The sequence below is a fragment of the Curtobacterium sp. UNCCL20 genome (assembly GCF_900101675.1).
Classification (GTDB): domain Bacteria; phylum Actinomycetota; class Actinomycetes; order Actinomycetales; family Microbacteriaceae; genus Curtobacterium.
Map to the genome: position 1 here is coordinate 431,769 of NZ_FNKG01000003.1, position 24,479 is coordinate 456,247.

The window sequence follows — 24,479 nt, forward strand, 5'->3', positions numbered from 1 at the left end:
TGCACGCGCATCGACTGCGTGTGCATGTTCCGACGTTCCACGTGTCGATCGACGGGTGCGGTGTCGAATGATGCACGCGCACCGACCGCCGCACCCACCCCCACCGCACCCGCACCGCACGCACGACCGCCCTGAGCGCAGCGAAGCGGCGAAGTGGCGCAGCGACCGCCCTGAGCGAAGCGAAGCGGCGCAGCGAGGCGGTGACGCCCTGAGCGCCAGCGATGGCGGCACTCGCCGGGAAGACACAACAGAAATGCCCCCCGACCGCAAGGTCAGGGGGCATGCATTTCTGTGTCCGAGGGGGGACTTGAACCCCCACGCCCTAATACGGGCACTAGCACCTCAAGCTAGCGCGTCTACCAATTCCGCCACCCGGACAGGGTGTCTGGTGTCTGTTTCCCGGGTTTTCCCCGGCGTTCCTGCCGAGAGAAGACACTAGCACGGGTCTGAACGCCCGATGAACACGGTCGCGCATCCCGGGCGAGTCCCGCGGTGTCACGGGCCGCGGCGGGGTCGGTGGCGACCGGTAGCGTTGCGGGCATGACGAACCCGGAGGCGACGCTGACCGACCTCGAGGCAACGGCGGCGATCGCCCGCGACCTCATCCGCATCGACACGACGAACTGGGGCAACGGCAAGTCCCGCGGCGAGACCGAGGCGGCGCACTACGTCGAGGCGAAGCTCCGCGGGCTGGGGCTCGAGCCGCAGCTGTTCGAGTCGGAGCCGGACCGGGTGAGCGTCGTCGCGCCGGTTCCGGGGCGCAACCGCGACAAGCCGGCGCTGGTGGTGCACGGGCACCTCGACGTGGTCCCGGCGGACCCGGCGAACTGGTCGGTGGACCCGTTCGGCGGCGTCGTGCAGGACGGCTCGCTCTGGGGTCGCGGTGCGGTCGACATGAAGAACATGGACGCGATGATGCTGACCTCGCTGTCGGACGTCATCGCGCAGCAGGGGGCTCCCGAGCGGGACCTCGTGATCGCGTACTTCGCCGACGAAGAGGCCGGGGGAGTCCTCGGCTCGCACCACGTCGTCGAGCACCACCCCGAGGTCTTCGCCGGGGCGAGCGCGGCCATCAGCGAGGTCGGGGGGTACTCGATCACGCTCGGCGACCGGCGCGCCTACCTGCTGCAGACGGGCGAGAAGGCCCTGATGTGGATCAAGCTCGTCGCCACGGGCACGGCTGCGCACGGTTCGCACGTCATCCGCGACAACGCGATCACCAAGCTCGCCGCGGCCGTCGCGCGCATCGGCAGCGAGGAGTGGCCGGTGCGGCTGTCGGCGACGACGGACGCGATGGTCGCCGAGGTCGCACGCTTCCTCGGGGTGGACCCCACGGTCACCGGGCCGGACGAGGTGGCCCTCGCGACGGGCTCGGCCTCCCGGTTCATCCACGCGGCGCTGCACACCACGTCGAACCCGACGGTGCTCACCGCCGGCTACAAGCACAACGTCATCCCGGACCACGCCGAGGCGCTGGTCGACATCCGCTGCCTGCCCGGCGACGAGGAGTCCGTGCTCGAACGCGTGCGCGAACTGGCGGGCGACGACGTCGAGGTCGTGATGTCCTTCCGCGACATCGGTCTCGAGCAGGACTTCGGCGGTCCGCTGGTCGACGCCGTACGCGACGTCCTCGGCCGTCACGACCCGGGCGCTCCGGTGCTGCCGTACCTGCTCTCCGGCGGCACGGACAACAAGGCGCTCTCGACGCTCGGCATCGCGGGGTACGGGTTCGTGCCGCTGCAGCTGCCGGCCGGCGTGGACTTCCCGGCGATGTTCCACGGGGTGGACGAGCGCGTGCCGCTCGACTCGCTGGCGTTCGGTCGGCGCGTCCTCGGGGACCTGCTCGCCACGTACTGATATTGTGCATGGTCGCCGTCGTGGCGGTGTTCTGACAGTCCTCCCCGAAAGGCCCGCGCGTGCACATCCTCGAGGCGATCTTCCTCGGCTTCGTCCAGGGGCTCACCGAGTTCCTGCCCGTCTCCTCGAGTGCGCACCTCCGCATCGTGGGGCTGTTCCTGCCGGACGCGAAGGACCCGGGTGCGGCGTTCACCGCGGTGACCCAGCTCGGCACCGAGACAGCGGTGCTCATCTACTTCTGGCGGGACATCACCCGGATCGTCGGGCGCTGGTTCCGGTCGCTGTCGGGCAGGACGGTGCCGCGCAACGACCCGGACGCCCGCCTCGGCTGGCTGGTGATCATCGGTACGGTCCCGATCGGCATCGCCGGCATCCTGCTGAAGGACTCGATCGAGACGACCTTCCGCTCGCTGTGGATCGTGGCGATCGTGCTCATCGTGTTCGGCATCGTCCTCGGGTTCGCCGACGTCCTCGGCCGCAAGGTCCGGCGCATCGAGCACATGACGTTCGGGGGCGGCATCCTGATCGGGCTCGCGCAGGTGCTCGCGCTCGTGCCCGGGGTCTCCCGGTCCGGCGCCACGGTGTCGATGGGCCTCGCGCTCGGCTACACCCGTCCGGCGGCCGCACGGTTCGCGTTCCTGCTCGCCGTTCCCGCGGTGTTCCTGTCCGGGTTGTACGAGGCCGCGACGAGCCTCGGTGACCACGGCGCGCCCTTCGGCCTGGCCGACACGCTCATCGCGACGGTCGTCGCGTTCGTCGTCGGCTTCGTGGTGATCGCGGCGTTCATGAACTACATCAGCAAGCGCAGCTTCCTCCCCTTCGTGGTCTACCGGATCGCACTCGGTATCGTGCTCATCGTGTTGTTGTCGCTCGGAGTGATCCAGCCGTGAGGGCCTGGCAGGTCCCGTCCGTCCCCGAAGTCCCCGGTTCCGCCCCTCGGCCGGTCGTGCACGACACGGCGAGCGGGAAACCCCTCGACCCGACCGGCGGCGAGGAGCGTGCGGCGCTCTACGTCTGCGGCATCACCCCGTACGACGCCACGCACCTCGGCCACGCCGCGACGTACCTGGCGTTCGACACGCTGGGCCGCGTCTGGCGCGACGCCGGGCTCGAGGTCGAGTACGCGCAGAACACGACCGACGTCGACGACCCGCTCCTCGAGCGCGCAACCCGTGACGGCGTCGACTGGCGCGAGCTCGCCGCCTCGCAGATCGACCTGTTCCGCCGCGACATGGAGGCGCTGCGCGTCCTCCCGCCGGACGACTACGTGGCCGTCACCGACGAGGTCGAGCGCGTCGCCGAGGCCGTCGCGTTCCTGCAGGAGACCGGTTACGCCTACGCCGTCCCGACACCCGAGTCCGAGGGCGACGACCTCTACTTCGACGTGAACCGTCCGACCGAGTCCTGGACGCTCGGCGACGAGAGCGGACTCGACCGAGAGACGATGCTCGCCCTGTCGGCCGAGCGGGGCGGCGACCCCGACCGCGCCGGCAAGCGCGACCCCCTCGACCCGCTGCTGTGGCGTGCCGCCCGCGTGGGCGAACCGAGCTGGGACACGGTCATCGGCCCGGGGCGACCCGGCTGGCACATCGAGTGCAGCGTCATCGCGGGCGACCGCCTCGGCCTGCCGATCAGCGTGCAGGGCGGCGGCAGCGACCTGGTCTTCCCGCACCACGAGATGAGCGCCGGGCACGCCGCGGCACTCGCGCACCAGCCGCTCGCGAACGCGTTCGTGCACACCGGGATGGTCGCCTACCAGGGCGAGAAGATCTCGAAGTCGCTCGGCAACCTCGTCACCGTACGGGGGCTGCTCGACGACGGCGCCGACCCGCGCGCGATCCGGCTCGCACTGCTGTCGCACAAGTACTCCGACGACTGGGAGTGGTTCGACACCGAGCTGACGAGCGCCACGACGCGGCTGGCGACGTGGGACGCGTGGGTCTCCGGGGCCGACGCAGGCCACGCCGACGATGCCGCCGAGGTGATCGCGCGGGTCCGAGCGCGCGTCGCCGACGACCTGGACACGCCGGGTGCGGTCGCCGCCGTCGACACCGCCATCGCCGGCGGGACGGCGGTCACGCCGGACCTCGTCGACCTCGTCGACGCATTGCTGGGCATCCGGCTGGGCTGAGCGGGGCGCCCCGCGCCCGACGTCACCCCTGACGGCCTGGAGGCGCGGTGCCAGCTGGCACCGCGCCTCCAGGCCCGGGTGGATCGCGCCTACTGCGGCGGGTGCGGCGGTCGGAATCCCTCACCGCCGGCGGTCCCGCCGTCCTTGCCGTCCTTGCGCTCCCGACGTCGCAGGTACTGCTCGAACTCCTGCGCGATGGCGTCGCCGGAGGCCTCGGGCGAATCCACCGTGTCGCGCGCCTGCTCGAGCTGGCCGATGTAGGACGCCATGTCCTCGTCATCGGCGGCGAGGGCGTCGATGCCCTCCTCCCACTCGGTGGCGTCGTCGAGCAGGCTGCCGCGCGGAACGGTCACGTCGGTGAGTTCCTCGATCTTGTCGAGGAGCGACAGGGTGGCCTTGGGCGACGGCGAGTTGTGCACGTAGTGCGGCACCGAGGCCCAGAGGGACAGCGTCGTGAGACCGGCCTTGTCCATCGCGTCGGCGAGGACCCCGAGGATGCCGGTCGGCCCCTCGTACGACGACTTGTCGACGTCGAAGGCGGCGCGGACGCCCGCGTTCTCGCTCGACACGAACACCGAGATCGGACGAGTGTGCGGGACGTCGGCGAGCATCGCCCCGACGAACACGACCGCGTCGATCGAGTACACGTCGGCGAGGTCGATGATCTCGGCACAGAAGGCGCGCCAGGTGCGGGAGGGCTCGGGGCCGACGAGGACGAACACGTCGCGCTCGGTGGGGGAGCCGGTCGCGCCGATCACCGGACGGCCCTCGGCGCCGGGGCCGTACAGGACGATCCGGGGCCACTGGACGCCGCGCACGCCGTTCTCGTCGGTACCGACGTTCGGCCGGTTGAACTGGTAGTCGACGTACCGCTCACCGTCGAGTTCGCGGAGCTCGTCGAGCTCGAGCGACTCGACGATGCGCCGGGCGAGACCGCTCGCCGCTTCGCCGGCGTCGTTCCAGCCCTCGAACGCGACGACGAGCAGTCGGCCGTCGCTGAAGGGGGAGTGCTCTGGCACGGACGGGACCTCCTGGTGGTGGAGCGGGGCGGGAGCGGCGGAGGCCGCGCACGGCCGGACACGATTCGCAGCAATAAGGATAGGGCCGCGGGGAGTCCGCGCGCCCGCTCGTCCGCGGTGAGCGGAACGGTGCGGGGGTGCCCCGGTAGACTCGTCGCCCGTGACCGCGCATCCCTCCGCCCTCGTCCCGCCCGCAGCCGTGCTGTGGGACATGGACGGCACGATCATCGACACCGAGCCGATCTGGCAGCAGTCCCAGGTCGAACTGACGGAGCGCTACGGCGCCGAGTGGACCCACGAGGACGGCCTGTCGCTGGTCGGCAGCGGCCTCGAACGCTCCGGTGAGCTCCTCCGCGACAAGGGTGTCGACATGGAGGTCGAGGAGATCATCCAGTGGATGACCGAGTACGTGATGGTGCGGCTCCGCGACGCCGAGCTGCCGTGGCGTCCGGGTGCGCGTGAGCTCATCGAGGGGCTGCACGCCCGGAGCATCCCGACCGCCCTCGTCACGATGTCCCGCCGCAAGATGGCCCTCGTGGCTGCCGAGGCGCTCGGCGACCGTGGCTTCCGTGTCGTCGTCGCCGGCGACGACGTCGAACGTCCGAAGCCGTACCCGGACGCCTACCTGTCCGCCGCTGCCCAGCTCGGTGTCGACCCCACCGCGTGCATCGCCATCGAGGACTCCGCCACCGGCGTGGCCTCGGCCGTCGCGTCCGGCGCCGTGACGGTCGCGGTCGAGCACATCGTCCCGCTGTCCGAGATCGCTGGCGGCGACGTCCACCTGACCACCCTCCGGGACGTCGACGTCGACCGTCTCATCGAGCTGACCGGCCCGGCCCTCGCGGCCCGCACCCAGGAGGTCGCACGATGACCGACGCACTCCCGAACCCGATCGAGGCCCTGCCGCACACCGCCGGCGGTGCCCCGCACACTCCGCCGCGCGGGCCGTTCCGCGCAGGCGACCGGGTCCAGCTGACGGGTCCCAAGGGCAAGCTCACCACGCTCTCGCTCGAGGTCGCCGGCGAGTACCACACGCACCGCGGCGTGCTCCGGCACGACGACGTCATCGGGCAGCCGGACGGGTCGGTGATCCGGGCGAGCACGGGCGACGAGTACCTCGCGCTCCGCCCGCTCCTGAACGACTACGTGATGTCGATGCCGCGGGGTGCAGCGATCGTCTACCCGAAGGACGCGGCGCAGATCGTCGCGTTCGCCGACGTCTTCCCGGGTGCCCGCGTGGTCGAGGCCGGCGTCGGCTCCGGTGCGCTCTCGCTGTTCCTGCTCCGGGCCATCGGGCCGACCGGGCAGCTGCAGTCGTTCGAGCGCCGTGCGGAGTTCGCCGCCATCGCCCGCGGCAACGTCGGCACCTTCCTCGGGGCCGTCCCGGACAACTGGTCGGTGACCGTCGGCGACCTCGTCGAGGAGCTGCCCTGGGCGACCGACGAGCAGAGCGTCGACCGGGTCGTGCTCGACATGCTCGCCCCGTGGGAGTGCGTCGACGCCGCAGCCGACGCCCTCGTGCCCGGCGGACTCATCGTCTGCTACGTCGCGACCGCCACGCAGCTGTCCCGCACGGCCGAGGCGCTCCGGGACACCGGCCGCTACACCGACCCGCAGTCGAGCGAGACCCTCGTCCGCACCTGGCACGTCGAGGGGCTCGCGGTCCGCCCCGACCACCGCATGGTCGGGCACACCGGGTTCCTCATCACGGCGCGCCGTCTCGCCGACGGGGTCGTCCTCCCCAACCTGAAGCGTCGCGCAGGCAAGGCCGAGTTCTCCGACGAGGACGTCGAGGCCTGGACGCCCGGCGCCGTGGGGGAGCGCTCCGCCAGCGACAAGAAGCTCCGCAAGGTCGCCCGGCAGGCCGCCGCCCAGGCGCGGAAGGTGGCCGCCGCCGAAGCGTCGACGCCCGACGTCGATCCCGCCGCGTCACCCGCGGACGAGCCTGCTGCAGACGCCCGGTAGGCTACGCACCGTGCCCGTCCTGCATCGAACGGAAAGAGGGTCCGTGCGCACCATCCCCGCACTCCTGGTCACCATCGGCCTCGCCGCAGCGCTCACCGGCTGCGCGTCCAGCGGGGCCGGCACCACGCCGTCGAGCTGCGCCGCCCCCGGTGCCGCGTCCGAGGCCGTGACCGCCTCCGGCGCATTCGGCAAGCAGCCGAAGGTGTCGATCCCCAGTGGCCTCACCACGAAGGGCACGCAGGTCTCCGTCCTGAAGCAGGGCGACGGGCGCCAGATCGGCAACGGCACCCCGGTCCTCATCGAGTACACCCTCGTCGACGGCGCCACCGGTGACGTCGCGCAGACCAGCGGCTACTCGGGGAAGACCGCCCCGATCACCGCGGGGGCGTCCAACTACGGCGCGCTCGGCGCCTCGCTCGAGTGCGCCCACGTCGGGGACCGCCTCGCGGTCGCCCTGCCGAAGAGCGCGCTGAGCTCGAGCAGCACCGGCAGCACCGAGACGCCGTCGAAGAAGACGGAGGACGCCGTCGTCGCCGTCATCGACGTGAAGAAGGCCTTCGACGCCCGGGCGACGGGCACGCCGCAGCTCGCCGGCGACAAGATGCCCGCCGTGGTCCTCGCACCCTCCGGTGCGCCCGGCATCACCATCCCGTCGTGGAACGCACCGTCCTCGGATGAGACGCACCTGCTCCGCAAGGGCTCCGGCGCGACCCTGACCGCGAAGGACACCGCGGTCATCAAGTACACCGCCGTGACCTGGGGGACGGAGGGTTCCGAGGCATCCGTCGCCGGCTCGAGCTGGACCGACGGTTCCGGCGGACAGACCGTCCCGCTCGCGAAGGGCCAGATCCAGGAGGGCATCCGCAAGGCCATCCTCGGCCACCGCGTCGGGGACCAGGTCCTGGCGATCGTGCACCAGCAGGGCACGGCCTACGCGTACGTGATCGACGTGCTCGGGAAGATGTCGAGCTGACCCCGTCCGACCATCCACGGACCGCGGCGCGGGTGCACTTCGGTGCACCCGCGCTGCCGTAGGATCGGCTCGTGCCAGCGACCCGTGTGCCCCGTGTGCCTGCCGAGGAACGGCTGTTCAGCCTGGTCCTCGCGCTGCTCTCGACGGAGTCCGGCCTGACGAAGTCCGAGATCCTCGCGAACGTGCAGGGCTACCGCCAGCGGTTCAGCCCGGGCGGTGACAACGCCTCGCTCGAGCGCCAGTTCGAGCGGGACAAGGACGACGTCCGCGAACTCGGCATCCCGCTCGAGACGATCGAGACCCCGGGAGCCGCGGGCAACAACCAGACGCTCCGCTACCGGATCCCGAAGGGCGAGTACGACCTGCCCGACGACGTCCGGTTCACACCGGACGAGTCAGCGCTCCTGTCGCTCGCGGCGATGGCCTGGCGCGAAGGCGCACTGTCGGCCGACTCCCGCCGGGGCCTGCTCAAGGTCCGATCGGCCGGGTCCGAGGACGACGACGGTGCGGGTGCCGGGGTGATCGGCGTCGACGCCTACGCGCCCAGGCTCCGAGCCCGTGACGTCGCCTTCGAGCCGCTGCGCTCCGCGCTCGACCGCGCCGCTGCCGTCCGGTTCGACTACATCACTCCCGGGCAGCACGAACCCCGGCGCCGCCAGGTCGCTCCGCTCGCGCTCGTGCAGCACGGCGGCCGGTGGATGCTCACCGCGCACGAGTTCGCCACGGACAGCGAGAAGAACTACCTGCTCTCGCGGATCGTCGGCCCCGTCGCGCAGTACGAGGTCGGGCAGCACCCGGCGCCGGCGGGTGCCGGGGAGCGCGCACTCGCCGAACTCGAGCGGATCTGGGCCGAGCGCACCGCGCGGATCCGGGTCGCACCGGGGTCCGACGCCGAACGACGACTCGCCCGTCGCCGTGACACCGTGACCGACGAGGCCGGGGTGCTCGTCCTCCACCACGTCGACCCGCAGATCCTGGCCGAGGAACTGGCCGCTTTCGGGCCCGAGGTGCGGGTGCTCGAGCCGGCGGACCTCCGCGACCGCGTGACCGAGCGGCTGCGTGCCCTGGTCGCCGACCACACGTCCGCGGCCGACGACCAGCAGGGAACCGCCGACGACCAGCAGGGAGTCGCCCGTGGCTGACCAGCAACCGCTGCAGGCGCAGGACAAGCTCGCGTTCCTGCTCGCCCTCGTGCCGTACCTCATCGACCGCGAACGCGTCTCGGTGGCCGAGGCGGCGCGGCACTTCGGCGTGCCCGAGGCCCGGATCCGCCGTGCCGTCGAGCTCATCGCGGTGTCCGGCGTGCCCGGCGAGACGATGCAGTACCAGCACGGCGACCTGTTCGACATCGCCTGGGACGACTTCGACCAGAACGACATGATCGTCCTGACGAACCTCGTCGCCATCGACGACTCCCCGCGGCTCTCCGCCCGCGAGGCCTCGGCGCTCATCGCCGGCCTCCAGTACCTCTCCGCGCTGCCCGAGGCCGCCGACCGTGACGCGATCCGCGCGCTCATGGCGAAGCTGTCCCGCGGTGCCGGGGGAGCGGCGGCGAACGTCGCGGTCGGGCAGGACCTGCACGACGTCGCCCTCGCCACGATCCGCCGTGCGATGGCCGACGGTCGCGGGCTCGCCTTCGAGTACGCCGGTCCGCGCACCCAGGGCGGTCCGCGTCGGGTCGACCCGCTCCGCGTCGAGTCGATCGACACCGACTGGTACCTCCGCGCGTGGGACCTCGACCGCCAGGCCCTCCGGACGTTCCGCCTCGACCGGATGTCCGGCGTGCAGGTCGACGAGCGTGCCGCCGAGAAGTCCATCGATGACGTCGTCATCCCGGACACCCTGTTCCAACAGGCCGCCGAGGACGTCATCGTCACGGTGGAGCTCGACTCGTCGTCGCTGCCGCTCGTGGCCGACTTCCTCGCCGACACCGCGGACGCCCCGGACGGCGACGGTCGGGTGCGCATCCGGCTCGCGGCCTCGAACGGGTTCGACGGTGTGGTGCGGCTCGTCGCCGGGCTGCCCGGGCGCGCCGTGGTGCTCGACCCGCCGGCCGCGCGTGCCGCGGTCCGCGACTTCGCGGCGGCGGCCCTCGCCGCCGACTGACACCGGGCGCCAGGCGGCCGCGGCGCGGCGCCCGCCGGCGGCCGCCGGCCGGCGGTCGCCGCCCGAGTCTCGCGTCCAGCGACACTCCTCGTGGTCATCGCCCCGCGAACCGTCGCTCACCGCGAGACTCGGCTCGCGAACGTCGCGCCACCGCGAGACTCGGGTCGCCCCCGAGACAGTCGCGGCAGACTGTCGGCCCCGGTCCCGTAGGATCGGTGCATGGCTTCGACGACCGCGCGCGGGCGAGCGAGGCGGACCGGGCGTCCGACGAAGGACACCGACGGCCGCATGTCGCTCGGGCAGCACCTCATCGAGCTGCGCAACCGCCTCTTCAAGGCCGTCATCGCGGTGGCGGTCTGCGCGGTCGGCGGGTGGTTCCTCACCCCGTTCGTGCTCGACTCGCTGCGCTCCCCGGTGGCCCAGCTCGCCAAGGTCGGTGGGCACACGGCAGAGCTGAACTTCCCGATGATCACGGGCGCGTTCGACCTGAAGCTGCAGATCGCGATCACGATCGGCATCGTCATCGCCAGCCCGGTGTGGCTCTACCAGATCTGGGCGTTCATCGTCCCGGCGCTGGTCCGGCGCGAGAAGCAGTACGTGTTCGGGTTCCTCGGCACGGCCATCCCGCTGTTCTTCGCGGGCTGCTACTTCGGGTGGTACATCCTGCCGCACGTGGTCGGCATCCTCGGCAGCTTCGTGTCGTCGCAGGACACCTCGATCGTCGACGCGAAGGCCTACTACGACTTCGTCATCAAGCTCATCGTGGCGGTCGGCATCGCGTTCGTGCTGCCGGTCTTCCTGGTGCTCCTCAACTTCGTCGGCGTCCTGTCGGCGTCGTCGATCATCAAGTCCTGGCGCATCGCGATCCTCTGCATCCTGGTGTTCTGCGCCATCGTGACGCCGAGCGCCGACGTCATCTCGATGTTCCTGCTCGCCGTGCCGATGATCGTGCTCTACGTCGCGGCCTGCGCGGTCACGTGGCTGCACGACCGCCGGATGGCGAAGCGCCAGGCGAAGCTCGACGAAGAGTACGGACTGTGACCGCCGAACCGAGCGCTGCGGAGCGGTTCGCCGCCGCGAAGGTCCGGAGCCGCTCCCGCAACCTCGAGCTGTTCCGCGCCGACCTGCGCTTCGACCTCGACCCGTTCCAGCTGGCCTCGTGCGACGCGCTCGACCAGGGGCGCAGTGTCCTCGTCGCCGCGCCGACCGGTGCCGGCAAGACGATCGTGGCGGAGTTCGCGATCTGGCTCGCGATGCGCCAGCCGACGGCGAAGGTCTTCTACACCACGCCGATGAAGGCGCTGAGCAACCAGAAGTACTCCGAGCTCGTCGACGTCTACGGCGAGTCCGAGGTGGGGCTCCTCACCGGCGACACGAACGTGAACCCGCGGGCCCGTGTCGTCGTGATGACGACCGAGGTGCTCCGCAACATGATCTACGCGGACTCCGACCTGCTCGACGACCTCGCGTGGGTCGTCCTCGACGAGGTGCACTACCTCGCCGACCGGTTCCGCGGCGCGGTCTGGGAAGAGGTCATCCTGCACCTCCCGACCGAGGTCCGCCTGGTCTCGCTCAGCGCCACCGTGTCGAACGCCGAGGAGTTCGGCGACTGGCTGCAGACCGTCCGCGGCGACACCGACGTCATCGTCTCCGAGGACCGTCCGGTGCCGCTCGAGCAGCACGTGCTCGTCGGGTCGAAGATGGTCGACCTGTTCGACTCCAGCGGCGCAGCGGCGACGAACCGGGTGAACCCGGAGCTCCTGCGCCTCGTCGGGGGTGCGGCGCGCAGCGAACGGAACGGCGGCGGGCACCGGGGGAGCCGGGGGCGTGGCGGCTACCACGACCGCCGTGGGCCGCGCACCGAGAAGCTCCACCGCGAGAAGATCGCCCACATGCTCGACGAGCGGATGCTGCTGCCCGCGATCTTCTTCGTGTTCAGCCGCAACGGTTGCGACCAGGGCGTCCGCAACGTGCTGCGCTCCGGGCTGTCCCTGACGACGGCGCAGGAGCGCAACGAGATCCGCGAGACGGCGGAGTACCACTGCCGGACCCTCCTCGACGAGGACCTCGCCGTCCTGGGCTACTGGGAGTGGCTCGAGGGCCTCGAGCGCGGCGTCGCCGCCCACCACGCCGGCCTGCTCCCCGCCTTCAAGGAGGTGGTCGAGGACCTCTTCCAGCGCAAGCTCCTCAAGGTCGTGTTCGCGACGGAGACCCTGGCGCTCGGTGTGAACATGCCGGCGCGCACGGTCGTCCTCGAGAAGCTCGAGAAGTTCAACGGCGAGGCACGCGTGCCGATCACGCCGGGGGAGTACACCCAGCTCACCGGTCGTGCCGGCCGTCGCGGGATCGACGTCGAGGGGCACTCGGTCATCCAGTGGTCCGACGGCCTCGACCCGCAGGCGGTGGCCTCGCTCGCCAGTCGTCGCACGTACCCGCTGAACTCCTCGTTCAAGCCGACCTACAACATGGCCGTGAACCTCATCGAGCAGTTCGGCCGGCAGCGCACGCGCGAGGTCCTCGAGACGTCGTTCGCGCAGTTCCAGGCCGACCGCTCCGTGGTGGACCTCGCCCGCAAGGTCCGGTCGCAGCAGGAGTCGCTCGACGGCTACCAGCAGGCCATGCAGTGCCACCTCGGCGACTTCACCGAGTACGCGGCCCTGCGTCGTGAACTGTCCGACCTCGAGCGGACGAACGTGCCCGGCGGGCGCGAAGCCTCGCACGGCGCCCGTGCCGAGCGACAGGCCGCGATCACCGAGGTCCGTCGGCGCATGCAGCGGCACCCCTGCCACGCCTGCCCCGACCGCGAGGCACACGCCCGCTGGTCCGAGCGCTGGTACAAGCTCAAGCGCGCCAACGACAAGCTCGTGCAGCAGATCCGCTCCCGCACGGGCGCCGTGGCGACGACGTTCGACCGTGTCACCGACGTGCTCCTGCAGCTGGGGTACCTCGTCGACACCGGCAACGGCGAGGCGACCGTCGCCGCGGGCGGCCGGCGGCTGCAGCGCATCTACGGCGAACGGGACCTGCTCGTCGCCGAGTGCCTCGAGGCCGGGGTCTGGAAGGACCTCACGCCCGCCCAGCTCGCCGCGATGGCCGCGACGATCATCTACCAGCCCCGTCGCGAGGACGCTCCGGGCACGGAGCACGCGCTGCCCCGCGGCGCGTTCCGCCCCGCACTCGACGAGACCCTGACCATCTGGTCCCGCCTCGACGACATCGAGCGTGACGCCCGGCTCGCCGGCTCCCAGCCGCCGACCCCGGCGATGGCGGTCGGCATGTTCCGGTGGGCGTCCGGCTCGGCGCTCGACGACGTCCTGCGGACGCTCGACCTGCCGGCGGGCGACTTCGTCCGCTGGTCGAAGCAGGTCATCGACCTCCTCGACCAGATCCGGAACGCCGGCGACGACGCGCTCGCCCAGACCGCCCGGCGGGCGACGGACGCGGTGCGCCGCGGCATCGTCGCGTACGCAGCGGTCTGACTGGAGGCACGGTGCAGCACTCCGAGTCCGTCGTGCGTCCGCGAGACGCCGGCTTCACCGCGATCCCGCGTGACTCCCCGGCCGTTGGTGCTCCCGCGGACGCCCGTGGCCCGTTCGACGCGCTGCCGCTCGCACAGGCGTTCCCGCTCGCGGTGATCGGCGGGGTGCTGTTCGCCCTGTCGTTCCCGTCGCCCGGCTGGTGGTTCCTGGCGTACCCCGCACTGGCGTGCATGCTCCTCGCCGCGATGGGACAGCGCGCCCGTCGCGCCGCCTGGCTCGGCTACGTCGCGGGGGCCGCGTTCTACGTCCCGGCGATCTCCTGGGCCGGCCGGTACCTGGGTCCGGTCCCGTGGTTCGCGCTCGCGCTGTTCGAGGCCGCGTTCTTCGCGCTCGGCAGCGTGGCGATCGCGCTCGCGTACCGCTGGGTCGCGCGCGTGGTGCCGTCGACCGCCGGACGCGTGTGGGGCCTCCCGGCCGTGGTCGCCGCACAGTGGACCGGACGCGAGTGGTTCTCCGGGAGCTGGCCCTACGGGGGCTTCGCCTGGGGGCGCGTCGGGCTGTCGCAGTCGCAGGGTCCGTTCACGCACCTCGCCGCGTACGTGGGCGTGCTCGGGCTGACCTTCGTCGTCGTCTACTGCACCGCGGTCGTGCTCTCCCTCGCGCTCGTGGCGCCCCGAGCGCCGGGCGTGACCCTGCGCCTGCCGATGCGTGTGGCGACCGCCGGGCTCCTCGTCGCCGCCGTGCTCGCCGTACCCGCGTGGCCGACCGCGACGAACGGCACGATCCGCATCGAGTCGGTGCAGGGCGACGGTCCGGCCGGGTACTTCGACGGTGCGGCGCCGGGCGAGGTGCTCAACGCGCAGGTCGCCGCGACCGACGTCGACGCGAAGGGCGTCGACCTGGTGGTGTGGCCCGAGGGGTCCGCCGAGTTCGACCCGCGGCAGCAGCCGGTGATCGCCTCGGCGCTCGACCAGGTCGTCGACGCAGTCGGTGCGCCGATCGTCGCGGGGGCCATCACGCAGACGTCGTCAGGCGTGCTGCACAACACCTCGTTCGTGTGGACGGCGAACGGGTGGCAGTCCTCCTACGACAAGAAGCGCCCGGTGCCGTTCGGCGAGTACGTGCCCGACCGGTGGTTCTTCTCCAAGCTCGCGCCGTCCCTCATCGGACTGCTCCAGCGGGACTACAGCCCCGGCACGAAGCCGAATGTGCTCTCGGTCGCCGGCGTGAAGGCGGGCATCGCGATCTGCTTCGACATCGTCGACGACGGGCTGACCCGGGACATGGCGCGGGGCGGCGCGCAGGTCATCCTCGCCCAGACGAACAACGCGGACTTCGACGGCACCGACGAGAACCTGCAGCAGCTCGAGATCGCCCGGATGCGCGCCATCGAGACCGGTCGCTCGCTCGTGAACATCTCGACCGTCGGTGCTTCGCAGGTCATCGACCCGAGCGGCCGGACGATCGACCGCGTCCCGGCGTACACCGCGACGTCGATGATCACCGATGTGCCGCTCGGCACCACGACGACCCCGGCCACCGTGGCGTCCGGGTGGATCGCGCTCTTGCTGTCGCTCGGCGGGCTGCTCGTCCTGCTCGCCTGCGCGCCGTGGTCCCGGCGCTCGCGCGACAGCCGTCTCCCCTGATCGCCCGCGTTCCTGAGCACCGCGGTCCCGCACTGGGAACGGACTGTGAATGCGCCTGGGTGGGATTGATGTGGCGTGGGACAGTGTTGGAGAGGGCAGACGAGCGAGAGGAGCACACACATGGCTGATCGGAGTCTCCGCGGCATGCGGCTCGGGAGTCAGAGTCTCCAGAGCGAGGAGGGCGTCGAGCTCTCCGACCGCAAGCGCGCGGTCTACCAGACGGAATCGGGGGAGACGTTCGACATCGTCTTCTCCGCAGATGCAGACGTCCCGCAGACCTGGTCGGAGCCCCGCTCCGGTCGCGAAGGTCGACTGCTCGGCGACGACGGGATCCCCGTCGAGGTCGCCGAAGAGGACGTGAAGGCCCCCAGGACGCACTGGGACATGCTGCTCGAGCGCCGCTCGCGCGAAGAGCTCGAGGAACTGCTGCAGGAGCGCCTCCAGTTCCTCCGTGCACGCCGCGGCGCCTGACGCGCCGTGCTCGACCGCTTGCGCCTGAACCCCCGAGCCTGAATCCCTGCGACTGACAGCACGACGCTCGACAGTACGACGCTCGACAGTACGACGCCCGCCCCGGTGATCCGAGGCGGGCGTCGTCGTGTCGGGGCCGTGCTGACTAGCGGCGTCCGGAGCCGTCGCTGGTGCGGTGGCCGGAGGCATCGCCCGGCTGCTGCGGATCGGTGCTGCTACTGCTGGCCGACTGCCCGTTCGTCGCGCCGAGCTGCTGCTCGGCCTCGTCGTCGGCTGCCGCGAGGTGCTCGTCGACGCTGCGGTTCGACTCCGCCAGACGCTGGTCGAGCTCCGACTCGGGGACGATGTCCGCCGCGGTCGCGTCCGGTCGCGGTGCCGAAGCAGCCGCACCGTCCGCCGACGCCGTGTTCGCGAGGCTCTCGTTCGCGAGCTTCGAGATCCGCGAGAGGAAGTCGCCGCCCGCGCCACCGCCCGCGACCGGACCGCTGCCCGTGCGACCGCCGACGAAGCCCCGGGCGATGCCGGACAGCGCCTCGGTGAACTCGCTCGGGATCATCCAGAGCTTGTTCGCGCTGCCCTCGGCGATCTTCGGCAGGGTCTGCAGGTACTGGTAGGAGAGCAGCTTGTCGTCCGGGTCACCCGTGTGGATGGCGTCGAAAACGGTCGCGATCGCCTGCGCTTCACCCTCGGCCCGGAGGACCTGGGCCTTCGCGTCACCTTCGGCAGCGAGGATGGCGGCCTGTCGCTGGCCCTCGGCCTCGAGGATCTGCGACTGCTTGGTGCCCTCGGCCTGCAGGATCGCGGCACGACGGCTGCGCTCGGCACGGAGCTGCTGCTCCATCGCGTCCTGGATGGACACGGGCGGTTCGATGGCCTTCAGCTCGACTCGGCCGACGCGGATGCCCCACTTGCCGGTCGCCTCGTCGAGCACGACGCGGAGCTGCCCGTTGATGTTGTCGCGGCTGGTCAGGGCCTCTTCGAGGTTGAGGCCACCGACCACGTTGCGGAGCGTCGTGGTCGTCAGCTGCTCGACCGCGCCGAGGTAGTTCGCGATCTCGTAGGTCGCGGCGCGGGCGTCGGTGACCTGGAAGTAGACGACCGTGTCGATGGAGACGACCAGGTTGTCCTCGGTGATGACCGGCTGCGGCGGGAACGAGACGACCTGCTCGCGCATGTCGAGCAGGGGTCGGAGACGGTCGATGAACGGGACCAGAAGGTTCAACCCGGGGTTGAGGGTCTTGTGGTACTTCCCGAGTCGTTCGACGATGCCCGCGGTTGCCTGCGGCACGATGCGGATCGCACGCGACAGGACGACGATCACGAAGATGACGACGACCAGGATGAGGACGAGCAGAGCGATCGTCCCGGCTGAGATGGTCACGAGGTGGCCCTTTCTCCGAGGCGGACGACAGCCGTCGACCCCTCGATGGACTCGACGACCACGGGGGTCCCGAGCGGCGGTGTTCGGTCAGTGGAGTCGGACGAGATGCGGGCGCTCCACGTCTCGCCGTTCGCCAGGCGGACCTGGCCGGGGGCGGACGACGTGAAGCCGACGGCGACGGTGCCGCGGAGCCCGATGAGTCCCTCGACGTTGGTGCGGTGCGGGTCGGCGTTCCGGCCGAGCGCCGCGATGAGGCGCGGCCGGACGAGCGACAGCAGCAGGAGCGCGACGGCGGCGGCGATCAGCGCGGACAGCCACCAGGGCGCCCCGAGGAGTGCTGCGATCAACCCTCCGGCGGCACCGGCCGCGAGCATGATGAAGATGAAGTCGAGAGTGAAGATCTCGACGACACCCAGCAAGAGCACCAGTCCGATCCAGATGCCGGTCTGGATCCAATCGATCCCGTTCACGCGATCTCCCTCCCTCGGTCGCGTGCGGCTGTGCGCTGCATCGCGACGGCCGGTCCAACTCCGTTCAACATATCAGCACCGGGCGGCCCACGCCCAGGCGGTTGGTAGGCTCGACGGCGGCCGAACCGCCGGAACAGACCTGGAGAACACGACTGTGAGCAACCCCCTCGCCCCCGGATCCCTCACCGACAAGCGCGCCCTCGTCACGGGGTCGTCCCGCGGCATCGGTGCCGACACCGTCGGCTACCTGGCCGAGGCCGGCGCCAAGGTCGTCGTCAACTACCGCAACAAGGCCAAGCGCGCCGAGCAGATCGCCGAGAAGATCGTCGCCGCAGGCGGTTCCGCGCTGGCCGTCGGCGCGGACCTCACCGACCACGATTCCGTGCAGGCGATGGTCGACACCGTCGTCGCGGAGTGGGGCGGCATCGACCTGCTCGTCCTGAACGCCTCGGGCGGCATGGAGTCCGGTCTCGGCGAGGACTACGCCCTCCGTCTCAACCGCGACGCCCAGGTCGACATGCTGCAGACCGCCGTGCCGCACATGCCCGCCGGCTCGCGCGTCGTCTTCGTCACGAGCCACCAGGCCCACTTCGTCGAGACCGCCGAGACGATGGACGAGTACATCCCGGTCGCGAAGAGCAAGCGTGCCGGCGAGCTGGCACTGCGCGAGCTCGTCCCGCAGCTCGAGGCCGCGGGCATCGAGTTCGTCGTCGTCTCCGGCGACATGATCGAGGGCACGATCACCGCGACGCTCCTCAACCGCCTCAACCCGGGCGCCATCGAGGGCCGGCGCGAGGCCGTCGGCAAGCTCTACAGTGTGTCGGAGTTCGCCGCCGAGATCGCCGCCGCCGCCATCGAGCCCATCCCCGCCGACCACACCAAGCTCGTGGGCGACGTCACCGAGTTCCTCGGCAAGCGGTCCTGACGGGCACGCGCGGGTCCTGACGGGCGCGCGCTCGCGCGGTAGCGTCGGTCGGGTGACTGCGAAGCCCGGCCTCCGACTGACCTCCCGCATCCTGCTCCTCGACCCCGAGGGGCGTGTGTTCCTGATGGACACGAAGTCGCCCTCGTCCGACGGCGCGCACCGGTGGATCACGCCCGGTGGTGGCGTCGACCCGGGGGAGACCCACCGCGATGCCGCCGTCCGTGAGCTCCGCGAGGAGACCGGCCTCGTCATCGACGAGCCGGGTGAGCCGGTGTGGTCGTGGGACTTCGACGTCGAGTGGGACCTCGCCGACCACGACCGCGGGCACGCCGAGTTCTACGTCGTCCGGACGCCGGGTTTCGTCCTGTCCGATGCCGAGTGGACGGACGACGAGCAGGTCGACATCCTGCAGTCGCGCTGGTGGACCGCCGACGAGCTGGACGCCACCGACGAGGAGTTCGAGCCGGCCGAGCTCCCGGAGCTCGTCCGTCGCCACGCGCCGTCCTGAACCGGGCGGTTCCAGTGCGGAACCGTCCTGTAGAACGTCACACGTCACCGCTAGCCTGGCGTCATGGAACCCAGTGCCGAGCACGCCGCCGACCTCCACGACCGCATCCGGGTCCGTGGCGCGCGCGAGAACAACCTGCAGGGCGTCGACGTCGACCTGCCGAAACGCCGCCTGACGGTGTTCACGGGGGTGTCCGGCTCCGGCAAGAGCTCACTGGTGTTCGCGACCGTCGCTGCCGAGTCGCAGCGGATGATCAACGAGACGTACAGCGCGTTCGTGCAGGGGTTCATGCCGTCCCTGGCCCGCCCGGACGTCGACCTCCTCGACGGCCTCACCACCGCGATCGTCGTCGACCAGGAGCGCATCGGCGGCGACCCACGTTCGACGGTCGGCACGGTGACCGACGCGAACGCCATGCTCCGCGTGCTCTTCAGCCGCCTGGGGACACCGCACATCGGCGGCCCGAACGCGTTCTCGTTCAACCTCGCCACGGTGACCGCCGGGGGAGCGATCACGGTGCAGAAGGGGAAGGACGCCAAGGCCGAGAAGGTCTCGTTCTCGCGGCTCGGCGGCATGTGTGCCGACTGCGAGGGGCGCGGCTCCGTGACCGACATCGACCTCACCCAGCTGTTCGACGACTCGAAGGCCCTCGCCGACGGGGCGATCACCATCCCGGGGTACGGCACCGACGGGTGGATGGTCCGGATGTACGCCGAGTCCGGCTACGTCGAGCCGGACAAGCCGATCCGCGACTTCACCGAGACCGAGCGTCAGGACTTCCTGTACCGCGAACCCACGAAGCGCAAGATCGCCGGCATCAACATGACCTACGAGGGACTGATCCCACGCGTCCGTCGGTCGTTCCTCCAGAAGGACAGAGAGGCGATGCAGCCGCACATCCGGGCCTTCGTCGACCGCGCGGTCACCTTCACCAGGTGTCCGTCGTGCGACGGCACGCGGCTGAACGACGTCGCCCGGTCCTCGACGATCGCCGGCAAGAGCATCGCCGACGTGTGCGCGATGCAGATCACCGACCTCGCGGGCTGGCTGCACGGACTCGACGAACCGACGGTCGGACCGCTGCTCGACGGGCTGCGGGACGCGGTGGACTCGTTCGTCGAGATCGGCCTCGGCTACCTGTCGCTCGACCGTCCGACCGGCACGCTGTCCGGCGGCGAGGGGCAGCGCGTGAAGATGGTGAAGCACCTCGGTTCGTCGCTGAGCGACGTGACGTACGTCTTCGACGAGCCGAGCACCGGCCTGCACCCGCACGACATCGAGCGGATGAACGAGCTGCTGCTCCGGCTCCGCGACAAGGGCAACACCGTCCTCGTCGTCGAGCACAAGCCCGAGGTGATCGCGATCGCCGACCACGTCGTCGACCTCGGGCCGGGTGCGGGGACCCACGGCGGGACGCTCTGCTACCAGGGGCCCGTCGACGGACTGCGGGGGAGCGGGACGGTCACCGGCAAGCACCTGGACGACCGGGCGTCGGTCAAGTCCGGGGTGCGCGATCGGACCGGCGTGATCGAGATCCGCGGTGCCGATGCACACAACCTCCAGGACGTCGACGTCGACGTGCCGACCGGGGTCCTGACGGTGGTCACCGGCGTCGCCGGGTCCGGCAAGAGCACGCTCATCCACGGATCGCTGTCTCCGCGTGACGACGTCGTCGCCATCGACCAGCGGGCCATCCGGGGTTCGCGGCGCAGCAACCCCGCGACGTACACCGGCCTGCTCGAACCGATTCGGAAGGCCTTCGCGAAGGCGAACGGGGTCAAGCCGGCGCTCTTCAGCGCGAACTCCGAGGGTGCCTGCCCGGTGTGCAACGGGGCCGGTGTGATCTACACCGACCTCGGGATGATGGCCGGGATCGCCACCCCGTGCGCCGAGTGCGGCGGCAAGCGGTTCGACCAGTCCGTGCTCGAGTACCGCCTGGGTGGCAAGGACATCAGCGAGGTGCTCGCGATGCCCGTCGCCGAGGCGGAGCAGTTCTTCGCCGCGGGCGAGTCGAAGCTCCCGGCGGCACACGCGATCCTCTCGAGGCTGGTGGACGTCGGGCTCGGCTACCTGACGATCGGGCAGCCGCTCACGACGCTGTCCGGCGGCGAGCGGCAGCGACTCAAGCTGGCGACGCACCTCGGGGACCGCGGCGGCGTCGTCGTGCTCGACGAGCCGACCACCGGTCTGCACCTCGCCGACGTCGATCAGCTGCTCGGGCTGCTCGACCGGCTCGTGGACTCCGGCAAGACCGTCGTCGTCATCGAGCACCACCAGGCCGTCATGGCGCACGCGGACTGGATCATCGACCTCGGCCCGGGCGCCGGGCACGACGGCGGGCGCGTCGTGTTCGAAGGCACCCCCGCGGAACTCGTCGCGGGCCGGTCGACGGTGACAGGGGAGCACCTCGCGGACTACGTCGGCGCGTGAGCCGGCGGGGCTGGAGTGGGAGCCTGAGCCACCGAACGCGGAGGGCGCCGATCCTGAACGCGAGCCGTGAACTCGGTCTAGCGTGTCGAGAGACGCTCATGCACGGCTACCCGGCCGGCGGCTGCCCGGCCGCTCGTCGAGCGTCCGGATCGAAGGAGCAGCCCTCATGTCCAACCAGAACGGTGGACCGAACTACCCCGCAGCCAACACCCCCGGTAGTGCCCCGGCGAGCTCGAGCAACGGACTCGCCATCGCGAGCCTCGTGCTCGGTATCGTCGGCGTCGTCGGCGGTTTCCTGTTCGCACTCGTCGGCGTCGTCGCCGGCATCGTCGGCCTCGTGCTGGGCATCCTGGCGCGGCGTCGTGGGCTCAACCGTGGCATCGTCCTCGCCGGGATCATCCTGTCGGCCGTCGCGATCGTGATCGGCATCATCGGGTACATCCTCACGGCGGTCGTCCTCAGCCAGTCCTGACCGGCCGAGCACGGAGCTCGACGTTCGTCCGCATCCCCTCGTCGGGTCGTGACCCGACGACGCGTGCAGCGTCCGATCTCGGGAACCGGAGGCGCGTGGCGGCACCGCCACGCGCCTCCAGTCCGTCGTGGCGCAGCGTCAGCTCGCCGTCAGCGCGTCCTGCGGACTGCCGGACACCCGCTCAGGGCACCCCGCGTAGCGTCCCGCGCATGAGCTACAGCCAGCCTGACCCCGCCGAAGAGACCACCCAGGCCGCCGAGCCGGAGCAGCCCGACACCGATCGCGAGGTGCTCGAGGAACGCGACGACGAGCAGGCCGCCCTCGAGATCGACGCAGACGACGTGCCGACCGACGGCGAGGACCCCGCAGCCGACAGCGACTCCTGACCCTCAGTCCGCGGCGACGGCTGCGGTGAGCAGTTCGTCGACCAGCGCAACGTACGGCAGCCCGACCGCGGCGAACATCCGTGGGACCTGCGACTGCTCCGTGAAGCCGGGGCAGGTGTTCACCTCGTTGAGGAGGATGCCGTCCGTCGTGACGAAGAAGTCGAAGCGGGCGACGCCGGCGCACCCGAGCCGATCGTAGAGGGTGTGTGCGGCCGCCTCGAGGGCTGCGTGACCGGCTTCGTCGAGACGGGCCGGCACGGTGAAGTCGGCGGTGCCGTCGTACTTCTGCGAACGGTCGAAGACGTCGCCGTCCGCCACGCGGATCTCGAGCGTCGCGCCGGATCGCAGCGCTCCGGAGCGGTCGCGGAAGACGGCGATGTCGACCTCGCGGCCCGTCACGAACTGCTCGACCAGGACGGCGTCGCCGGTGGAGCGTGCCAGTTCGAGGGCCGGTCCGTACTGTTCGACCGACCGCACGACGGAGACGCCGTTGCTCGAGCCGCCGGTGGTGGGCTTCACCACGAACGGTGGTGCGAACGGCAGAGAGGCCGTGTCGGCGTCGGGCGCCACGAGGACTGACGGTGCGGTCCGGATGCCGACCGCCTCGGCGAGCGTCTTCGTGACCCACTTGTCGATCCCGAGTGCGCCGGCGCGGACGGGGGAGCCGGCGACGGGGACGCCGATCATGGCGAGCAGTCCGGCGGCGGCGCCGTCCTCGCCGTTGACACCGTGCAGTGCCGGGAACGCGACGTCACAGGTGCTGAGCACGGCGACGGCATCCGCAGCGCTGAGCGGCGGTCCGCCGGTGTGGCCCCACGCTCCGGATCGGCCGATGGTCACGGGGACGGCCTCGAGTCCGAGTGCTCGCACCGCGCGGGTGACCGCCGCCGCCGAGGCGAGCGAGACGTCGTGCTCGTCGTTGACCCCACCGCCGAGGACGGCGACGCGCCGGACGGCCGGGAGCTGGTCATCGGTGTGCATCGCAGGCTTCCTGGTCGTCGATCGACGTGGTGGAGCGGTGGACCCGGGCCACGCGTGTGCCGATCCGGGTGACGATCTCGTGCTCGATGGTGTCCGCCCAGCCGGCCCAGTCCGTGACGGTGGGCTCGCCGTCGTGGCCGCGCCCGAACAGCGTCACGGTCTCACCGAGCCCGAGTCGTTCGTCGCCGGTGTCCACGACGACCATGTCCATCGAGAACCGGCCGACCAGGGGACGGCGGCGCCCGCGGACCTGCACCTCGGCGCGTTCGGACGCCGACCGGGGGAGTCCGTCGCCGTAGCCGAGGGGGAGCAGCGCCAGGTTCGTCCGGCGGTCCGCGACGTGGTCCAGTCCGTACCCGATGCCCGTGCCGGCCGCGATCTCCCGCGTCGCGATCACCGGCGCGGTCAGCGACAGGGTCGGCTCGAGGTCCGTCGAGGTGCCCGAGGGGTCGATCCCGAACAGACCGGCGCCGATGCGGTGCACGTCGTGCGTGCCCCCGACGCCGGTGATCGTCGCCGCGGTCGCCGCCAGGTGGGTCACGAAGCCGGCGAGTCCGCGACGCCGTGCGGTACGGACCGCGTTGTCGAACAGCAGCCGCTCGCGGTCGTTCTGCGGGTCGGCGGGACGGTCGGCGCACGACATGTGGCCCATCACCCCGACCACCCGGATGCTCCCGTGCTGTTGGAGCTCGAACGCCGCTGTGCAGAGCGCCGCCCAGGTCTCCGGTGGCGCACCGTCCCGTGCCATGCCGACGTCCGCGTGCAGGTGCACCCTGGCTCGTCGGCCGGTCCCGACGGCAGCTCGGCTCACCGCGCTGAGGAGCTCCACACCGGACACCGCGATGTCGACGTCGGCGAGCACCGCGCCGGCGAAGTCTGCGTCGATCGGGTTCAGCCAGCTGAGGACCGGCACCGCGGCGCCGGCGGCGCGGACCGCCAGCGCTTCGTCGATCGTCGTCACACCGATGGACGAGGCGCCCGCGTCGATGACGGACCGGGCGATCGCGCCGTGTCCGAAGCCGTCCGCCTTGAGCACGGCCATCAGTCGTCCGTGGGTGCGAGCTGCGAAGGCGGCCGTGTTCGCACGGATCGCGTCGTCGTGGACGACGAGCTGGGGGACCGACGCGGTGGCGCGGGTGGCCGCATCGGCGGGACTCGTGTGCATGGTGTCGATCGTCCGGTACGGCGGCTCCCGCGACATCACCCCGGCGGATGACGCGGCTCGCCGCGAGGACGAAGTGGGTCGCGTCGGACGGATGACGTGCGATCAGCGCGTGGT

At 71.2% G+C, this 24,479-nt stretch carries 22 protein-coding genes and 1 tRNA gene; 17 read left to right on the plus strand and 6 right to left on the minus strand.

Annotation, left to right across the window (positions count from 1 at the left end):
- Positions 1–292: 292 nt before the first annotated feature.
- Positions 293–378, minus strand: a tRNA-Leu gene (locus tag BLT36_RS15120).
- A gap of 162 nt (positions 379–540) precedes the next feature.
- Here BLT36_RS15120 and BLT36_RS15125 point away from each other — a divergent pair.
- Genes BLT36_RS15125 through mshC form a run of 3 tightly spaced genes read left to right on the plus strand, consistent with a single transcriptional unit; the run spans position 541 to position 3,988 of the window.
- A complete protein-coding gene (locus BLT36_RS15125; protein WP_092096351.1) occupies positions 541–1,857 on the plus strand; it encodes a M20/M25/M40 family metallo-hydrolase in 1,317 nt (438 codons plus the stop codon).
- A gap of 59 nt (positions 1,858–1,916) precedes the next feature.
- On the plus strand, positions 1,917–2,747 hold the full coding sequence (locus BLT36_RS15130) for an undecaprenyl-diphosphate phosphatase (protein ID WP_092096352.1): 831 nt from the start codon (positions 1,917–1,919) through the stop codon (positions 2,745–2,747).
- Positions 2,744–3,988 carry a cysteine--1-D-myo-inosityl 2-amino-2-deoxy-alpha-D-glucopyranoside ligase gene (gene mshC / locus BLT36_RS15135; RefSeq protein WP_092096354.1) on the plus strand — a complete coding sequence of 415 codons (1,245 nt, stop codon included), beginning with the start codon at positions 2,744–2,746 and terminating at the stop codon, positions 3,986–3,988. The genes BLT36_RS15130 and mshC overlap by 4 nt, the downstream gene beginning before the upstream one ends.
- Before the next feature lie 89 nt (positions 3,989–4,077).
- Here the strand turns inward: mshC and BLT36_RS15140 are convergent, their stop codons facing one another.
- Complete coding sequence (locus tag BLT36_RS15140; protein WP_092096355.1) at positions 4,078–5,007, minus strand: proteasome assembly chaperone family protein; 930 nt, start codon at positions 5,005–5,007, stop codon at positions 4,078–4,080.
- A gap of 160 nt (positions 5,008–5,167) precedes the next feature.
- Between BLT36_RS15140 and BLT36_RS15145 the strand changes: the two genes are divergently transcribed.
- The 9 genes from BLT36_RS15145 (at position 5,168) to BLT36_RS15185 (ending at position 15,647) form a co-directional block, all read left to right on the plus strand.
- Positions 5,168–5,878 (plus strand): HAD family hydrolase, encoded by a 711-nt coding sequence (locus tag BLT36_RS15145; RefSeq protein WP_254787683.1) that lies wholly within the window; start codon positions 5,168–5,170, stop codon positions 5,876–5,878.
- Complete coding sequence (locus tag BLT36_RS15150) at positions 5,875–6,972, plus strand: tRNA (adenine-N1)-methyltransferase (RefSeq protein ID WP_254787684.1); 1,098 nt, start codon at positions 5,875–5,877, stop codon at positions 6,970–6,972. The genes BLT36_RS15145 and BLT36_RS15150 overlap by 4 nt, the downstream gene beginning before the upstream one ends.
- Positions 6,973–7,015: 43 nt before the next feature.
- Positions 7,016–7,945: an FKBP-type peptidyl-prolyl cis-trans isomerase gene (locus BLT36_RS15155; RefSeq protein WP_092096357.1), complete on the plus strand. Its 930-nt coding sequence runs from the start codon at positions 7,016–7,018 to the stop codon at positions 7,943–7,945.
- A 71-nt stretch (positions 7,946–8,016) separates the two neighbouring features.
- A complete protein-coding gene (locus BLT36_RS15160) occupies positions 8,017–9,087 on the plus strand; it encodes a helix-turn-helix transcriptional regulator (RefSeq protein ID WP_092096358.1) in 1,071 nt (356 codons plus the stop codon).
- The gene (locus tag BLT36_RS15165) at positions 9,080–10,051 is read left to right on the plus strand and encodes a helix-turn-helix transcriptional regulator (RefSeq protein ID WP_092096360.1); all 972 of its coding nucleotides are present in this window, start codon (positions 9,080–9,082) and stop codon (positions 10,049–10,051) included. The genes BLT36_RS15160 and BLT36_RS15165 overlap by 8 nt, the downstream gene beginning before the upstream one ends.
- Positions 10,052–10,339: 288 nt before the next feature.
- Positions 10,340–11,092 (plus strand): twin-arginine translocase subunit TatC, encoded by a 753-nt coding sequence (gene tatC / locus BLT36_RS15170; protein ID WP_092096570.1) that lies wholly within the window; start codon positions 10,340–10,342, stop codon positions 11,090–11,092.
- A complete protein-coding gene (locus tag BLT36_RS15175) occupies positions 11,089–13,530 on the plus strand; it encodes a DEAD/DEAH box helicase (RefSeq protein WP_092096361.1) in 2,442 nt (813 codons plus the stop codon). The genes tatC and BLT36_RS15175 overlap by 4 nt, the downstream gene beginning before the upstream one ends.
- An 11-nt stretch (positions 13,531–13,541) precedes the next feature.
- On the plus strand, positions 13,542–15,176 hold the full coding sequence (lnt, locus tag BLT36_RS15180) for an apolipoprotein N-acyltransferase (RefSeq protein ID WP_254787685.1): 1,635 nt from the start codon (positions 13,542–13,544) through the stop codon (positions 15,174–15,176).
- Between the two features lie 120 nt (positions 15,177–15,296).
- Positions 15,297–15,647, plus strand: a complete 351-nt coding sequence (locus BLT36_RS15185; RefSeq protein ID WP_070419007.1) for an RNA polymerase-binding protein RbpA — start codon at positions 15,297–15,299, stop codon at positions 15,645–15,647.
- Positions 15,648–15,792: 145 nt separating this feature from the next.
- Here the strand turns inward: BLT36_RS15185 and BLT36_RS15190 are convergent, their stop codons facing one another.
- Positions 15,793–17,028 carry an SPFH domain-containing protein gene (locus BLT36_RS15190; protein ID WP_092096363.1) on the minus strand — a complete coding sequence of 412 codons (1,236 nt, stop codon included), beginning with the start codon at positions 17,026–17,028 and terminating at the stop codon, positions 15,793–15,795.
- Complete coding sequence (locus tag BLT36_RS15195; RefSeq protein ID WP_092096364.1) at positions 17,025–17,498, minus strand: NfeD family protein; 474 nt, start codon at positions 17,496–17,498, stop codon at positions 17,025–17,027. Before BLT36_RS15195 ends, BLT36_RS15190 begins: the two co-directional genes overlap by 4 nt.
- Positions 17,499–17,652: 154 nt before the next feature.
- Here BLT36_RS15195 and BLT36_RS15200 point away from each other — a divergent pair, with 154 nt between their 5' ends.
- The 5 genes from BLT36_RS15200 (at position 17,653) to BLT36_RS18835 (ending at position 22,219) form a co-directional block, all read left to right on the plus strand.
- Positions 17,653–18,423, plus strand: coding sequence for an SDR family oxidoreductase (locus BLT36_RS15200; protein ID WP_092096366.1), 771 nt, complete (start codon positions 17,653–17,655; stop codon positions 18,421–18,423).
- Positions 18,424–18,475: 52 nt separating this feature from the next.
- On the plus strand, positions 18,476–18,931 hold the full coding sequence (locus tag BLT36_RS15205; protein WP_092096367.1) for an NUDIX hydrolase: 456 nt from the start codon (positions 18,476–18,478) through the stop codon (positions 18,929–18,931).
- A 63-nt stretch (positions 18,932–18,994) separates the two neighbouring features.
- The gene (locus BLT36_RS15210) at positions 18,995–21,361 is read left to right on the plus strand and encodes an ATP-binding cassette domain-containing protein (protein ID WP_092096369.1); all 2,367 of its coding nucleotides are present in this window, start codon (positions 18,995–18,997) and stop codon (positions 21,359–21,361) included.
- 166 nt (positions 21,362–21,527) lie between these two features.
- On the plus strand, positions 21,528–21,833 hold the full coding sequence (locus BLT36_RS15215; protein WP_092096371.1) for a hypothetical protein: 306 nt from the start codon (positions 21,528–21,530) through the stop codon (positions 21,831–21,833).
- A 209-nt stretch (positions 21,834–22,042) separates the two neighbouring features.
- Positions 22,043–22,219, plus strand: coding sequence for a hypothetical protein (locus tag BLT36_RS18835; RefSeq protein WP_175529668.1), 177 nt, complete (start codon positions 22,043–22,045; stop codon positions 22,217–22,219).
- A gap of 3 nt (positions 22,220–22,222) precedes the next feature.
- On the opposite strand, the gene BLT36_RS15220 is transcribed toward BLT36_RS18835, so the two are convergent.
- Entirely contained in the window at positions 22,223–23,200 is a 978-nt protein-coding gene (locus tag BLT36_RS15220) for a D-alanine--D-alanine ligase family protein (protein ID WP_092096372.1), read from the minus strand.
- A complete protein-coding gene (gene alr, locus BLT36_RS15225; protein ID WP_092096573.1) occupies positions 23,187–24,365 on the minus strand; it encodes an alanine racemase in 1,179 nt (392 codons plus the stop codon). Before alr ends, BLT36_RS15220 begins: the two co-directional genes overlap by 14 nt.
- Positions 24,366–24,479: the final 114 nt, after the last annotated feature.